Genomic DNA, 16,173 nt, shown 5'->3' on the forward strand with positions numbered 1-16,173 from the left:
AGGCTTTTATAACTGCTTACGATTGCATTCAACGCTGGGCAATTTGCCGCCCATGATTTACGAAAAAGAAATGGCAGCAAAAAAACCTATTGATGTGTCCGAAATAACTTGACCACTACAAACTGTGCGCAAGCCCGGCTTCCGGCTTGGCAGAGTCGAGGGATTCTGCTGCAAGAAGACCGGATTGAACCGATTTGGCAGGAGCAAGAGTAATATTAGAAAGAGCCACAGGGCCTCCTTAATACAAAGTAAATGCTACATTAAAAATATTTTCAAAAATCAGCATCATTGATGCCATATACAAACTACAAGTAGACGACAAACACACTACTGGCATACCGATCAAGCACGACAGGCACGCTTACCGCCATCGCCATGAAGGCGGTTTTTTGTACCGCTTTGCGACACATGATCAAGTGCGATACGCCCAGTTAGCTCGGGTACCGAGTTGATTACTACGACGCCGGCCATTATTGCTTAGTAAGATATCCGACATCGGTGTCGCTGCTTGATGTGACTGGCGATTTACATGGGCGCGCGCGCGCTCAGCATCGCGTTCGAGCCGTGGCAAGGACGAAGCGGAGCGCGCATGTACTTGCGGTACACTGTCAGGCATTGTGGTATCAGGCTGTTCTCCACTCAGTAAAACTTCCATCACGCTGGCATACAGGGTGTTTTTTCTGGCCGAGTTGACTGCGCCAAGTTCCGATGCGGCGAACTCGCGCGCTACTGCTGCCAAACCGGTATGCCGTTGCGGGTGGACGGCAAAGGCCGTTTGTATCACCGCACGTTGCGCCGGACTGAGAGGTGTGGCCAGACTGATGCCAGTAGCACTGGCCTGATTAAAAAATTGATCCTGTATCTGCCGAATTTCTCGTGCCACCGGGGTATCACGGTATTGTTCATTGAGCGTCAAAGCACGCCCTAACTCGGCTAACCAGAAACGACTGGCGGGACGATTGCCGCGCGTAGTAGGGCGCCAAGCTTTGAAAAATTCAGGGCCAAGCTCACCCGCGCTGCCGTTCTCGGGTTCCGTCGCGGCGAAACCGTCGGCACCGAATGATGGTGCATCTGTCGCCAATTCGCTGACTCTGCTGACAAACGTGGCGTTACTGCGGGCACTTGGTGCGCTGGCCGAAGCCGGCGTCCAGTGCGATAAATAGTAGTAGCCGACGAACTCAGCGACTTGATCACGCAAGGCATGAATGGCCGGCTGTGTTGCATCCCGACCAATTGTCTGCAAAACCGCGCGGTAAAATTGGTCACCGTCAGCGCCCACAGCGGGTAAAGCAGGCATGAGCACGTCCTGCATCGCCGGCCAAGAACGCAACACGGCTGGAACTAAATAGGATGACAGTGTGCCCCACCCGCCCGGTTGACGAATTTCATTGACGGCCGCCGTACGCGTTGCTTGCTGCTGAGGCGTCAACGGTGCCGGGGGCTCCGGCCGTAGCGACTCGCTCGGCACATCTAGCACATGGCGCAATGGCGCGGCCGCCGCAGTGGCGTTAGCCTTGTCACTGCCGCCATTACCTACCCCAGTAGCGGCTTGACTGACAGGCGCAAATTCACGCTCACGCTCCGGCGTGGTGACGATATCGGACAACTTTGCGCTGGCACCGAGAGCGCTGGCACGCGGCCCCGGCAACTCGGAACGCTCAGCCTGATTGTGCGCCGGCAGTGCATCCTTGCCTGCCGAGGATGGTAGGGACTTGCTGGCCAGCGGCGGCAACAACTGACTCATCAAGGCATGATATAAACTATCGGCTGGCGCATTGGCAGTACGTCCGAGCACCGAGCCGGAAAAATCGGCCGCCATACGCCGCAGCCCAGCGGAAAACTGTGGGTGGGTACGTAAGGCAGCACTCAGTACATTCAGGTCGTTTTGAGACACACTGACAAACGGATCGAGCTCGCGCAGCCGGGCGGGAGTGGTAGTGATACACGATTGCCCCAACAGGCGATGAGTAACTTCATTCAAAGTCTGTACTGCCGGCAGATTTTTGTAGGCATCGTGAACGGTCAAGGCGCGCCGCATTTCAGTCAGCCACAATGTCCCCAACTGCCCCTTGAGACTCGGCGCGCTGTAACCACGTAAGGCCGGCATCGAGTACTGCGCACGCCAAGGAACAAACACGTCACCACGGATCGCGCCGTCATCCCTTACATTTTCAGGCACGTCAAGCGGCCCATCGGCCGACACAGCAATTGGCAGTGTGAATTCGACGGCATTGTAACGCGCAGGTTTCACGATCTCGTGGCTCAGTTCAGAGATAAATGTTTCGCCGTCTCCACTATCCGGTGCCACAACTTCGTGTTCGAGATCCGAGACAAAGCGCGCGGATGGCGCCGGCTGTTCGACTTGAGCCGGGCCGTTCGGTCGCTCTGAGGTTTCGGGGAAATCTGGTGCTGGATAAAATACTTCATCGTCACCGTCGGCCTCATCGGTACCGCTGATCTGATCACTACCAATGCCGGAGGAGCGCGCATCCGAGCCACGGTCGACGCTGTCGATCGCATCGGTTTGCGTACTTTGATCGACGAAACCTCGCGGTTCATCCTGCGACACAGTCTGGGTCGACGCATCTTTGGTAGTGCGTTCTTTTTTCAATACCCCAGGCGCAGCATCACCCTTCTGCACCGACGGATTAGCCGCCGCCGCTAAGTCGCCGCCCGTAGGAAAATTAACACTTACAATATCGAGCGCCACCTTGCTATTGTCGACATACTTACGCACCACATGGGGTTTCGGCCGAGCCCTTACTTTTTTTCTTGCCTCCGCAGCAGGGTTCTCGACCTCGGCTTCAACCGGCACAGGCGGCAATGAACTTGACGAACTTCTGTTGAGCGCCGAAGGTTTAGCTTGCTCTGGCGGGTCGACCACGATATCAGCAGCATCTGGATTCTCGGGTACCAGGCCGAGCAAACATTCGATCATCGACGCCACCGCCATCACATCATACGACAAACTCTCTAAGGTGAGCCACTTGTCTGGCTCGCCGAGCTGAATCTGACGCGTCGATTGCATCACAAGCATAGCCTTAGGGTCAATCATGCCCAAGATACGTTGGCGGCTCGCCTCATCGATTGCTCCACCCAGCTTTTTCTCTATGTAGTAAACAATCAGTGGCATGATTTCGGTAATCAGTACCGAGTTGCCTAAGGTGAAATTGCTGCCGCAACTCAAAATTTTAGCCAAACCTTCAAATTTAAGCGTGAGTCTTTTGTACTCGTTAGAATAACGGCTATATTGACCGAGGAACACAGAATCCTCACCAAAGCCATCTTTGACGATCAGCGCAAGAAATTGCTTTGCAACTATATCAAGTGCCTCAATCATTTCCTGATCACCTTGACGTTTCGCAAACGACATCATTACATGATATGAATTGGCAAAGCGCTTTACTGGTTGTAAGAAGGCCCATGTATCTGGTCCGTTGCAAATCGCTGCTGCATCAGGATTTAATGATAGCAATTCCTTGAGACAATGTGCGGTATAGAAGCGAGTAAATCCGTCGACCGGAAAGTCAGCATAAGCAGGCACCGTGCTCACCTTATGCGGCGCGGCTGTAAGTCCATCGACCTCTGCTTCGTCATTGGTCGCGCGAGAAACATACGCGGTACTAAAACCACGCGCGTTGATCTTATCAAACTCCGCTTTCAGTACTGCGGCATCGCTCTCCATGAGAGAGTGCGCCAAGGATTTTCCTGACGACGGTTCAATCGTCAAATCAGGTTTCTTGGTGTTCCGATGCGCCGCCTGTGCAGCATTGCGCTCCGTTTTTGCTTCAGAAAAATTTTTTTTAAAGCGAGATAATTTCGCCTTGAGCTTGCCGGATTTTTTAGAAGAGACAGAGTCGGCGCGTGGGCTGGGCTTTTGCTCAGAATTGTGCAGCTCAGACGCGTCTTGCAATGAAACGCTTGATCCAGAACTCGACGAGGCACCCGAAGAGTGCTGTCGGCGGACACTATTCAAATTCGGTGAAGCGGGTAAATGACTTGCTGCTGTTGATGCTTGCGTTTGCATAATGCACTCCGTTTAAGTAAAGTTCTCATACTCAGATTGACACAAGCTGGCACACCGAGTTTGATAGGATAATGACGACGCGATAGGTTTTTCTTAATACTTGGAAGGATGGGCCGTGTCAGCCGATCGATGATGTGTTGACCCACGCAATATTTTGCCGTCCTCTTCCAAATAAAAATCTCGCTTGAGCAAAAGGAATACGATTTTAAGATCCTCACTGATATCGGCTAATCTTGATCGATGCTGTACACAGTGGAGCGCATGCCGTTTACGTTCATCGCAAGCTTTAAGGAAATCGTGCGCCGGAATCCAATTCAGAATCGCGGCGGCACTATGCGGACTTAGTCGCGCGCCGAGCAGATGCTCGGCACGTGTCACCAGAAAAGCAGTGAATCGATTGCACAGCAAAACATTGCCATAGAAGCGTACATCAGTACCGATTTGCTCACGCACGAGGGCCAACAAGTTTTTTTCCACACACGCTACCGCCGATTGGGCAGTGCCGGTACCGAAGTGGGTACCGACCGGGCCGAGACCATATTTTGTGATCACCTCGGCATACTCTTTGGCGCAGGCATCGAGCTTTTGTTGCATGACTTTGTCATCGACGGCCGCGCTGAGTGAGGTGGCCAAAGTATGGATAAGAAAAAATTCCTTGATATCTCCTTTAGCCGTCTCATTTTCAGAATTGCGGTAGGCTTTCTCTGCTTTTCGATCACAATTGAAGCAGGTTCGCAAACCTCGAACCAGATACTCTTGATGCAATAACAAAGTATCTTCCAGCCCTACCCCCATGGAAAATGGCAGCGGCGCTACGGCGGCGCCGGTACTGTCGCGCTGCACCTCAAAATGTGTCGGTGACATTTCATTGCGCATACCCCAACACACGGCGGAATACCACTCAAAAACGCGCAGCATCAAGTCATTCATACGCGGATTTTGTGACAGATCAAAGGTCGGAAGCAGCTGCTGTTGCTCCGCCAAAATTTGCGTCTGCGTCGCCTGAGGCGCGGTCGGTAGATTGGGGATATTCAAGAAATGCTTGGCATTGTCGCCGGCCGTCCCCTTGGCAAGGTCCAGCACATCCGATACCCTAAGCATACTCAAAGGTCGCAGCGGTCGCGGTGCAGACACGCCAGCGAACTCGGATTCCGCTGGTGCCGATGCGACAGAACGCCGCAAGCGTAGGGCCGGCGGATTTACCAATTCCTCATAGCACGGCGGTGGTAATTCGCAGCTAGCCAGACGCGCACTCTGTAACGCGGCCGGCATCGCGTTTTGCGGCGGTGGCAACACGGGGGGAGTTGCTGACCGCGATGAAAAAATATTCCTGATGAAGGGCATGGCACACCTGTTTCAAAAATTGATAGCAAAAAAAAAATATATGCGTATTCAGTTGATATCCGATGGAAACAGCCTAGGAAGTGTGGTGAAATAAACCACTAATTTCGTGTACTGCACAGTTTTCATCCCAAGGAATTGGCAATCCAAATCATGCTCTTTGGCACTAGCAGTCATCTCTATCCATGATGCTCGAGCAAATTTTTTTAAAATTTTATCTGCAGTTTCTTTACGCAAAGGGTGCCCCAATTTTTGCTCCAGCTTATAGCAAATAAATTCCGGAATTTCGTTCAAAACAAATGAGATCGCATAAGCACTACGATTGCGTCCCACCTGATTATCTACCAGCTTCAGTACTTTATTTTCCAGCGTACGAACACGGTTATAGTAGGGCCCATGACCTTGGTCAGGATGAAACGACGCCAAGTCTTTTCTCATGCCGTGATCAGCAATGCACTGAGCATAGGATCGCGCAAATTCATGCATCTTCTTTGCAGTCTCATGGTCACCGACATGTTCTGAAAAGCGCATGACTGCATAGTAAAGTGTGGAAAAATTGCGTATATCTGATTTACCAAAAGCGGCCGGCTTGCAATTGTTAACATAAACATCCTCAGCACCTGGGGCTAAGTTCAAAAGATCGAGCAAACGTTTTGCCTCGTGAAGTTCTTTAAATTTTTCTTGGTCGTAGCTACGTATCTCGCGCGCATCTACGCGAAAAATTTTCCAACGTTCGTCCTCTGGCGGAGGCGCTGTAAAATCGAAGCTTAAATTATCGTCTTGCAATGTCAATCGATCAAACGTATCCTGATTATTTGTAATGGTATTTTTTATTTTTTGAGAAAGCACATCGCCGGTCGTGGGCGATTTCACTACTGGTCGGTCGCCCCCAAAAAAACGCTTCATGAAGTTAGACCTACCTACCTTCCCACTTGGATCAGTAGCTGCATGCGGCGACAACTCAGTACTATTTTCGGCACGCGCAGAGCTAACACCACTCGACGAAGACGACGACAAAGATGAATTTGACTGCAAAGAAGCTGAATACGAGGAGCAACTCGGAGCCGTGGAGGTAATTGGCATGAAACTATTTCCTTTGAAGTATCAATAGACGGAGCTGCGCGCTCCGAGCTGTAAACTGCTACGGCAGTAGAGGCCGCGCAGAGCAAATTTATTTCACAACGATGGCAACAGCAAAGACGAAGTAATTCAAAAACAGCATGACTAACAAGGGTGGGGCAAGAAGCGGCAGGCCGGACAGTGGCCGGCTGCTGATATTAAATTTTCAGATAGGTTTTATCGGTCGCGAGCAGGCTTGGAATCGATTTAGTCAGTACCTGAATTAAATTATCGAAGGTATTGTGCGCAGAACTATACTTCTGGCCCATGGCACTGAGCCCATTCTTGAGGTTATCCGACTGGGTATCAAAACCGGTTTGCCATTGACTGAACACGGCGGCGCTGAGCGTGAGTTCGGTCGTGGCAGCGATGGTATTAACAGATAAATCCGGACTCGCCGTCGCAGTGGGATAAACCATTTGGTTCAGGGTCGTCATCAAGGCATCAATCGGTGCCATGTTTATCGCTACCGTCCAAGTTAGGTCGCTGGCACTGGCACCGGGCGGTGCCGTGACGACTGACTCTGGCATTCCGAGGCGCTTGGCCCAAGCCAGTGCTTCGGCTTGCGAGCCGGTAAACAACAAGCCCTCCTCATTGCTGGGGTTGGCATGGGAGTAGCCGTAAGTGTTTCTCAGGTCGAACAATTGTTGATACAGATCGCCTACTTTAAATTTCACTTCGCCTTCTTTTCCGCCAGTGCTGACAATGCTCGCCATGGAAGAAACGATGTCGCTGTAAGCTTTGTAAAAAACGGTACTTTTTTTGACCGCTACTTCGTAGCGCTTAAGATAATTGAGATTGATACTATTGATGACCGCAGCAATTTCTCTCCACAGCGCGACACTGCTGGTGGAGGAATGATTGAAGAATGAATAGACACCCGATTTGCCCGCTATTTCTGCTAACAAGGTATCAATGCGTGCCGTATTGATGGTCACAATCACGATGCCACCGATAGGATCGTCGATGAGATAAATCAAGGGGCCGGCCACTAACTCGGAACTGCTGTTGAACACGGAGGGGCCGACAGACCAACCCAAAGCCAAATTGATCAGATTGAGATCATCGCTGACATACAGCGGACGCGACAGAGGCAGTGCCGTGAACGCTTGATGGTAATAGCTTGCCTTCAGGGTTTCCAATTTCTGCCGGTAGGCTTCGTAGGTATCACCGGAGACAAGTTCAATGGCGGCAAGTTGCTGTTCGTAGGCGGCATAGCCATCGCGGAGCATTTCCAAATCGTTCGCGCTCAAATTCAGAGCCCGTGATGCCGGTAAAGACGCGCCAAGCATTGGCGCAGCGCGCGCAAGTCCTGCTTGTGTTGTGGTGAGCAGCACTTCAGGCCCAGCGCGCAACGCCGAGTCGGCCTGCCTGACACTGATTTGTAGCGGCAAGGGTACGGCGACGCCGAGTGCATCAAAGCTGGCCATAGCACCATCGAATTGCAATTGCGCGATGCGAAGCGCCGGCGAATCAAGCGCGGCATGTGGCACATCAAACAGGGTGGCGATGGCTTTTTGCATTTGCACCGAGGCCGCGACCATGGCCGGATTCACTAACGGCGCATGCACTGCGCTGGTTTGCTCACTGTTAGCAACTTGCCCATCAGCTTCTACAACAGTGCTTGCAGCACTATTTACAGCCGTGGGAACGCGCATCAGCGCAAAACTTACCGGACTACTGACAACTGTTTCCATCTCATTTATCCACATTCATAGGTCGACAATCAGGCGTCAGCATAAGGGTAGGTACCTTCATAGTGACGCCACTTCGTATGTACTTAAGTACGGACTCGGGCCAAACGTGCTAAAAAAATTTGATTCGTCATCGCTGGCAAATCGACGACAATATCCTGATCGAGTAGCAATTGCTCGACCTCCTCACATAAGTCGGCCACTGTCATGCTCGCGCTTAAGCTGGCGGCCGGCAGTTCAATACAAAACGCCTCATTGAGCGCCAAAACAAAATCGAGCAATTCCAATGAGTCGAGATAAAAGTGATTGACCAAGCTTGCAGTCAAGCTGATGTCGGCTCGTTTTACATTAAAATGTTTTGCAATCAATGCCAATACGCGCTCTTGATTGCTCGTCTGTTGCTCATACATTGCAAGCATGATCATGCTCCTTTATCGCGATCAATTAAATTTGGAAAAATGTCTTATCCGTATCGGCCAAGGCCGGTATGGTTTTACTCAACACCTGTATCATGTTATCGAAACTGCTTTGCGCGGAACTGTATTTCTGACTCATAGCACTCAGCCCCTGTTTGACACGTTCGCTTTGAGTATCGAAACTCGTTTGCCATTGTGAAAAATTCGCAGACGTCAACTCTCGCCGCATAGTGCTATCGACCGGACTAGTGGAACCGCTGCCAAATACAAGGCCGCTGAGTGAATTGAGCAGACTGCTGATCGGCGCCGTATCGAGCACTACCGAGTACAAACCTACACTACCGGGCGAGGTGATGGCAACGACCGTCGATTCTGGCATACCCAAACGCTTAGCCCACGCCTTGGCTTCCGCCTCACTGCCGGTAAAAATATGGGCAGCCTGACTGGCGGCACCTTGCGGATCGTTGGTATCAAACGAGTACTTCGCCTTCAGCGCTGCGAGTTGTGTATAAAGAATACCAACCCTGAACGTGATTTCCCCCTCTTTGATACCACGCTCCACCATGCTGGTCATGTTCGAGACGATGTCGCTGAATTCGGCATTGAAGTCGTTATATTTACCTAAGCTATCTTGGTAAATATTGAGGTAATTATTGTTGATGCTACTCATCGCTTCGGCGGTCTCTTGCCAAAGTTGGATGCTGCTGGTATCAGAATGCTGAAAGATGATGGTGCCGCTTTGCCCTTCAATTTTTTTCAACATTTGGTCTATCATGCTGGTATCAATTGAGGCAAATGGCAGTAACATTTCAGGAGCACCAGGAGCGGGAGACGCCATCAAACTGACTATCGTCAAGGTATTTGGCGGCAAACCCATGGCCTCATTGAGAATTAAAAACTGTTCGAATTCGTCAGAATAGATCATCCGCTCAGTTAAGGCCAAGCCATGATACTCATTCTTGAGCGCCTCAAGACGAGCCCGATAGTCGGCCACCGGCTCGCCGACTACCGGGCCTGATGCCTGAAGTTTTCCAGCGAAAACTAAATATGCTTGGTAAATCGTTTCCATTGCCGGCGTCAAGGGATCGGCGGGCACCAGCGGATCGGTAAAGATAGAGCGCCCGCTGGTCTGCGCTGTACCTGTGCTGGCACTGAGCGCCATCGCCACGGCATCGCTGACCGTGGCTGGCACCGGAACCGCAAGGGCATCAAGCGCAGCCATCGATTGTGCCAGTTGGGTTTGAGCTAACACATTCGCGGCGGTGCCAGTTGCTGCCGACTTTGCACCATACAAGGTATCGAGCGCCCTACTCGCTTGCGCCGCATAGTTCAGAACGGCAGTATTTGATTTCGGCACAGCGACGAGATTCACACTCGGCTCACTGGTCTTCAGCGTCGCCGACGCTGCATCACTGAACAAGATGTTATTGCTAAGGCGAGGTGTGACGGTGAACATGCTTATTTCTGACATAATCTTTTCTCACTAAAACAGTAATTCAAAACACAGCGTGGGGGGCACACGCTGCGCAAAAAAAGAAGACGATGGGCAGTGCGATAAACCAGACCTCAGATAGTTACCAACTGAGTATCGCCTGTGCGTCCAGACCCGCCTCATCACTACTAAGCGCGATCTGAGCGCGATCTGAGCGTTGCCAACATAGCGTGTCTGTACTCGCCTGCCCATTCGGCATCAGGCGCGAATATTCGATGCGATCGCCGCCATGGTGGAGGCACGCGACTTGTCAAATTCCGCCATCATTTGCATCATTTTTTCCAGCAAAGCGCCCTCAGAACTCTTCGTTTCACCCGTCTGCCCGGCGAGGTTCATCATGGCGCTATTACTGGCACGCGTCACTTCTTCTCGCATTTTTTCTGCCGTCACTTCGATATCGCCAGCGCTGCGCCCCATCGTGCCAAACATTTGCGAACTGCCGTTGATGCCATCGCCGGCATGGGCCCATTTGGAACTCCGCGCCAAAGCCAGCTCATGATCAATGTCTCTCACCTCAACGTCAGCAGCCCTTTCCGCCGCCTGCTTTGCCGCATCTTGCTTCGCATCATCAATGGGATTCGCGTGATCAACCTTTTGACTGACATTTTTCGGGCTAGTATCTATTTTGTTTTCCAGCATCTCAGAATTGTTCTCCGGCTTAACTGTTTTTGCGACACCGACATCCTTCCCTGTCTTTCTGCTTTCTGCGGCAGGCAACTTATTTGTATTGATCGATGCAATATCTTGCTTAGCCGATTTAATACGCATCCCCACACCGGCACCGGCCACGGCGAATTGCATAGAACCGGAGACGAAAGCGCTGATGGCGGTACTGACGCCTTGCTTTTTAATCGATTCACCGGCAAGTTTCGCCAATTGCTCGCCGATGACATTGAAACGCCCAAACATTTCTGCCGTGGTCAAACGCATTTTTTGCAAAGCTAAATAGGCTGCCATCATTTCGCTGGAAGCATCATGCAAGCCGAACTGGCTGATCAATTCAAGCAAGCCTTTTTCTTGCGCTGGTGCCAGCGCACCACTAAACATCGTTACCGGCTTGAGCAATTCCGGTTGTGCCGCAGCGAAGAAAGACAGGGGCTTTTGCGCTGAGCCTGAATCTACTCCGGCACGCAATATCGCTTCACGCGCCACTGCAGTCATGGCTTGATTTTGTCCAGACGTGCCAGTAGTACGCCCCCCCTCGCCGACAGTCGACGTGATCACCCCAGCATATTTACCGGCACTTTCCGCCGCTGCCACACCAGAAAAATCGACGACTCTTACCGCATTTCCAATTGCACCCATTTTAATTTTCCTTTAAAAATCAGTTAAACCAACTAAATATGACGCCGCCATCGGCGTTATATTCAACGCCACTTAAGCTCGCGCCGCGTGACGCGCACCATTTAAAATCATCAAACCGGTTTCAGTTCTATTTACTGCAATGGTCGACAAGTCACGCGAGGCATTCAGCAAAAATTCTTGAACTGTCGAAAAATGATCGTACGCACCTTTCATAAATTCGCTGAGCTGCTTGGAACTGTTTTGAGAGTAGAATAATTCTGCCAGCAAGCGAGAAATTTCTTCCTGAATAGCACCTTGCGCCATGCCCGTGCCAACCTGTGTACCGGTAACGGCAAGACTGAGCGAGGATTGCGCGATGCTGAGATTTTTCACATATATTTGCAGTGCGATTTGATCGCTTTTGAGACCAACTGATGTCAGTGCTTTGACTGTGAAACTGCCGGCATTAGCGGAAGCACTTTTGGCAAGTTGCATGACGACTTGTGGCGTAATTTTTACAATCATTTCTTTAATGACAGTACCAAACATATCCATGAATTTAGTTGCCGCAGTTTTAGCAATCAGCGCGACAACAATCACGACAACGACGAGGTAAATGGCGACCACGACTGAGGCGATGATGTTAGCGGCTTTTTCGACGGCTTCAGGATCGATACCAAAAGCGGTAAGGATTTTACTGATGATATCGGCGACGAACTGTATAAAGGGCATGATGACATTCTTCATCAGCGGCTCCATGATTGGTGCCAATATGCGCTCTGTCAGCGAGGTCCCAGTCGCCAGCGAGGTTATGGTATCGGCAATAACGACGACCAGCGTGACAGCAGCCACCACCAAGGCGGCCAAAGAGGTGGCTGCACCTAGCGTCACTATGCTGGCTATCACCATCACTGCAGCCAACAAACCGCCGATGATCTTGCCGATACAACCGCCGAACTGTGCAGTCTCTTCCGACTTACGCACTTCCGCATCGTATTCACGGGCGGCTTTTTCCATGGCCGCTTTACGCGCATCTTGCATAGCCTCAAATAAAGACAAACTGTTTCTGAGCGTGGACTCGCTGTTTTTTCCAACCAGTTCGATGAAGCTTGCCATGAGCAAGGTCATACGCGCCAAACTGGTCAGATTAGTTTCGTTGGCTTCCTTGATAGGCTGCGTATGCACCAACTGAACAGCCGCATTGGTCAGGCCTAGCGCCTGGGTAGCCACAGCGGTTTTTTGTTCATAATTGCTTAGCGCTGAACGTCCGGCCATTTCGGCCGCCAGCTTGGCCGCCTGAGCTTGAGCAAAGGCGCTGGCAGCAAGCGCCAGATTGAGTTCGGCTTGCTGACGCTCTGGCGTACCAGGGGCAGCGGCAGAAACTTCAGCTTCCGCCTTCGCCATACGCAGCCTCGCCTCTTCATGGGCATTTTTCTTTTCCTCCATCACCATCACAGCTTGCTCGAATGCCAGCAGGGCTTGCGCCTCAGCGGCAACCGCACTGGTAGCCGCTGCCGATAACTGACCAAGATTGGCGTTACGTGCTTCCATGAAGTTTTTGAAGATAGCAAAACGACTCATCAATTCGTTGATGGAGATTTCACCGATCAAGGCCATCAGTTGCGCAATCAAAAGCGTGAACTTGGCATTGCTCGTCAATTCGGCTTCCGGCTTAGGACGAACCAATACCGGACGCTCGAAATTTTCGCGTGCTGCAGCCTGTTCTGCTTCATCACGCGCATCGATAAACTGCGTGGCATAAATTTCACTGGCACTGATCTGACTGGCTTTAGCCAAACCCTCACCAGCCGACACACTGAGCTGTGCCGCTGAAAATAATTCCGAATTCGCACGTATGCGGTCGGCACCACTAATACTGCTAACAGGAGAACCCATTGTGACTACCTCATTTTTTTAATAAATCCCCATCGGGGGACAACTCCACGTCGGACTCTTCGCTTGCCTCGGTCGCTTGCACATCTTGCAATGCTTCCAGATAGGCACTCGCCTTGGCGCGCAAGGTCTCTTCGTGACTGTGCAAACACACCAACTCAAAACACAGACGGGCTTTTGCCGTCCGCTGTAAATACATATGACATTGACCGGTATAAAACACTGGGCCGTAATCATTTTTAGCCAAGGCAAACGCCAACACGTACAAATCTATCGCTTTCTGATAATTCTTCTTCAGTTGCGCAACGGCTGCCAAACCCATTAAATATTGCGAATTATTGAAATCGTAAATGCAGAGAAAACGGAAGAATTTTTCAGCATCATCAAGCCGACCATTGCTGTAAAAATCGTAGGCAAGTGCATACAACTTATCCATCATCTCATCGGAAATTCCATACAGGTCTTTGAGCGTGGCACCATTTTCTACTGCCTCCACAATCAGTTTTGCTGTTTCATCCGTCGCCAATTGATCATCATTTACTATCATTTTTTTCTTTCACCAAGATATCGTTGTAGCGATTTAGTGGTGCTGAGTAGTATTAAAACAGTTATCTTCAGCACAAGCATTCAGAAATCGCCCAAACTTTTATTTCATAAAATAAGCGTGTTTTTACAACGACGCAAACCTACTTCCCTTACCTGCTTCATTGATCTTTATTTCGATTTTCAGCACTGCCGAGCGTGTTATCCGGCTCGGACTCGGCGCTGAAATCAGCCTCCATTTCTTCATCGCTACGCGGATCCGGGTCAGCCTGGTTACCGCCCAACTGTTCCATTTCTTGCAACCACATCAGTATTCTCAGAATATCGCCAAGCTCTTCGGTATTGATGAAGGAATACGGACTGTGTTTTCTATATAATCTGCGCGCCAAAGCGATATCTCGCACCACAGGTACACCGACCTTGGCAGCGTAAGCACGAACAGCCAGTGCACGTTGATTGGCCTCGATCACCGAAATAAATGGGATAGGGACAATTTCGGGTTTGAAGTAAATACCGATGGCCAAATGCGTGGGGTTGGCGACGATAACACTGGAATTTTCGATATCGCTCTTGACTTGCTCGGATAACAGTTCCATCGCGAATTCCCGGCGTCGGTGTTTGATCTCGGGGTCGCCATCTTGTTCTTTGTGCTCGCGCTTGACCTCTTGCTTCTCCATTTTCATGTCTTTGATCGTGAGGAAGTACTCGGTCAAGGCATCGAGGATAATGATGAGCACGATGCAGAGCAGCGCCGTGAGCAACAGGCTCATGAGCAGATCGCGCCAGATCGGTACCAGTTGCGCTGGACTCGAATGGATTTGCGCTAGCAGTAAAGCTTTGTTTTTGTCGAAAAACAGCACGACCACCAAGCAAAATGCCGACAGATATAGCAAGGCTTTGACCAACTCTTTAACCGTGCGCAAGCTGAACATTTTTTTAAAACCATTGACGGGATTGAGCGCGTCAAAATTGAGCTTGAGCGCGTCGAAAGCGAGCACAAACTTCGTTTGCAGCAAAGTCGGCAAGGCCGATGCGATAAGGCACACGCCAACGACAGGGAGAATAATTTTTAAACTCAGCCACAACACCTGCCCGCTGTATTCGGCGATACCTTGCTTGAATTGGTTAGCAATGGTTTCGCGATACAAGAGCATGAGCTCACTTAAAGACACATACCAGATTACAAAACTTAAGCCAGACAGCAACAGGCAAGCAGTGATCAGGTCACGACTTTTGAATGATTGCCCTTTCTTGGCCGAGTCACTTTTCTTTTTCTCGGTAGGTAGTTCGCTTTTACTGGCTGCCATCGTTAGCCTTTGGTACGGTGAACCAATTCGACAGGGTAGCCGGATCGCGCCGGAGATTCATTACCTCGCCCGATAAGAGCGGGCCGAAGTAAAGCAAGAGCATGATGAGGGCCACTGCGCTTTTGACCGTCAGCGCAATCGAGAAGGCATTCATCTGCGGTGCAAAGCGCGACAACAAGCCGAGCAAGGCTTCGGTCAGCAGCAAGGCGATCACTACCGGACTGGACAAGACCAAGGCTTGCCCCATAAAACTGGTCAGCACCGATGCCAGAGGCTGGAACTGCATTTGACAAGCAAGCAAGGGATCACACAGTTGATAACTCTGCGCAAACATATTGAGCATCAATTGCATGCCCCCGCCTTGCAAGTAGATAGCGGCAGCAAATAAATTGAAAAAATTCGCCATTTCCGATGTATCGATACCGTTCGCCGGGTCGATACTGCTGCTGAGTGTGGCACCGCGCTGATTGTCGATGAAGCTGCCTACAGCATGAAATACCCAGAACGGCCAGCTTAACAAGCATGCCAGCACGATGCCGATCAAGGCTTCGCCGGCGATCATAGTCAGCATGGTGACGGCTGGAATCGGTGCCAAGGCGCTGACCGGATGCGGCCACAAACCAATGGCCACCACCATGATGACGGTTTGACGCATGACCCCGGTGAGCACACTGGTATTTAAGAACGGTAAGACAAAAAATACCGGGGCCATGCGTGCCGAGGCCAGCACCAGCGAAGTGAGCCAGAGCGTCGCTTCGGATGAGAGGGAGTGCAGCGTTGCAAGCATAGGGAATCAGGAGCGCAATGCCATGCTGAACATTTCACGGCTGAAGTTCAACAGGCTCTCGCCTATCCAACCAGAGAGCATGAACAAACACAGACATACCGCCAGCAACTTGACGCCGAACGGCAAGGTTTGCTCTTGCAATTGCGTCACTGTTTGAAATAAGCCTACCGTCAGACCGACTATGGTGGCAACGAGGATGGGTGGTGCCGACAAAAGCAAGACCAAATATAAAACTTGGTTGCCAGCATAAGTGAGATCGGTCATGGCGAT

The 16,173-nt window shown here is 50.9% G+C and carries 13 protein-coding genes; 1 reads left to right on the top strand and 12 read right to left on the bottom strand.

Annotated features, from left to right (window positions below):
- Nucleotides 1-412 precede the first annotated feature (412 nt).
- Nucleotides 413-3,553, bottom strand: a complete 3,141-nt coding sequence (locus tag QN359_RS15125) for a hypothetical protein (RefSeq protein ID WP_323493321.1) — start codon at nucleotides 3,551-3,553, stop codon at nucleotides 413-415.
- Here QN359_RS15125 and QN359_RS15130 point away from each other — a divergent pair.
- Entirely contained in the window at nucleotides 3,546-3,998 is a 453-nt protein-coding gene (locus QN359_RS15130) for a hypothetical protein (RefSeq protein WP_323493322.1), read from the top strand. The two genes, QN359_RS15125 and QN359_RS15130, sit on opposite strands and share 8 nt — an antisense overlap.
- Before the next feature lie 122 nt (nucleotides 3,999-4,120).
- Here QN359_RS15130 and QN359_RS15135 read toward each other — a convergent pair whose 3' ends face one another.
- From QN359_RS15135 to QN359_RS15185, 11 genes are all read right to left on the bottom strand, one after another.
- Nucleotides 4,121-5,299, bottom strand: coding sequence for a hypothetical protein (locus QN359_RS15135; RefSeq protein ID WP_323493590.1), 1,179 nt, complete (start codon nucleotides 5,297-5,299; stop codon nucleotides 4,121-4,123).
- Between the two features lie 120 nt (nucleotides 5,300-5,419).
- Complete coding sequence (locus QN359_RS15140; protein ID WP_322248912.1) at nucleotides 5,420-6,451, bottom strand: hypothetical protein; 1,032 nt, start codon at nucleotides 6,449-6,451, stop codon at nucleotides 5,420-5,422.
- A gap of 194 nt (nucleotides 6,452-6,645) precedes the next feature.
- Entirely contained in the window at nucleotides 6,646-8,184 is a 1,539-nt protein-coding gene (locus QN359_RS15145; protein WP_322248913.1) for an IpaD/SipD/SspD family type III secretion system needle tip protein, read from the bottom strand.
- A gap of 83 nt (nucleotides 8,185-8,267) precedes the next feature.
- Nucleotides 8,268-8,600 (bottom strand): acyl carrier protein, encoded by a 333-nt coding sequence (locus tag QN359_RS15150; RefSeq protein WP_322248914.1) that lies wholly within the window; start codon nucleotides 8,598-8,600, stop codon nucleotides 8,268-8,270.
- 25 nt (nucleotides 8,601-8,625) lie between these two features.
- The gene (locus QN359_RS15155) at nucleotides 8,626-10,068 is read right to left on the bottom strand and encodes an IpaD/SipD/SspD family type III secretion system needle tip protein (RefSeq protein WP_323493320.1); all 1,443 of its coding nucleotides are present in this window, start codon (nucleotides 10,066-10,068) and stop codon (nucleotides 8,626-8,628) included.
- A 219-nt stretch (nucleotides 10,069-10,287) separates the two neighbouring features.
- Nucleotides 10,288-11,394: a hypothetical protein gene (locus tag QN359_RS15160; RefSeq protein ID WP_322248916.1), complete on the bottom strand. Its 1,107-nt coding sequence runs from the start codon at nucleotides 11,392-11,394 to the stop codon at nucleotides 10,288-10,290.
- 72 nt (nucleotides 11,395-11,466) lie between these two features.
- Nucleotides 11,467-13,269 (bottom strand): type III secretion system translocon subunit SctE, encoded by a 1,803-nt coding sequence (sctE, locus tag QN359_RS15165; RefSeq protein ID WP_322248917.1) that lies wholly within the window; start codon nucleotides 13,267-13,269, stop codon nucleotides 11,467-11,469.
- Between the two features lie 10 nt (nucleotides 13,270-13,279).
- The gene (gene sicA, locus QN359_RS15170; protein ID WP_322248918.1) at nucleotides 13,280-13,813 is read right to left on the bottom strand and encodes a type III secretion system translocator chaperone SicA; all 534 of its coding nucleotides are present in this window, start codon (nucleotides 13,811-13,813) and stop codon (nucleotides 13,280-13,282) included.
- A gap of 157 nt (nucleotides 13,814-13,970) precedes the next feature.
- Nucleotides 13,971-15,116, bottom strand: a complete 1,146-nt coding sequence (locus QN359_RS15175; protein ID WP_322248919.1) for an EscU/YscU/HrcU family type III secretion system export apparatus switch protein — start codon at nucleotides 15,114-15,116, stop codon at nucleotides 13,971-13,973.
- Nucleotides 15,103-15,903 (bottom strand): type III secretion system export apparatus subunit SctT, encoded by an 801-nt coding sequence (gene sctT / locus QN359_RS15180; protein ID WP_322248920.1) that lies wholly within the window; start codon nucleotides 15,901-15,903, stop codon nucleotides 15,103-15,105. Before sctT ends, QN359_RS15175 begins: the two co-directional genes overlap by 14 nt.
- Nucleotides 15,904-15,909: 6 nt before the next feature.
- Nucleotides 15,910-16,167 carry an EscS/YscS/HrcS family type III secretion system export apparatus protein gene (locus QN359_RS15185; RefSeq protein ID WP_322248921.1) on the bottom strand — a complete coding sequence of 86 codons (258 nt, stop codon included), beginning with the start codon at nucleotides 16,165-16,167 and terminating at the stop codon, nucleotides 15,910-15,912.
- Between the last annotated feature and the right edge of the window lie 6 nt (nucleotides 16,168-16,173).

The organism is Undibacterium sp. 5I2, assembly GCF_035019605.1.
Classification (GTDB): Bacteria; Pseudomonadota; Gammaproteobacteria; order Burkholderiales; family Burkholderiaceae_D; genus Undibacterium.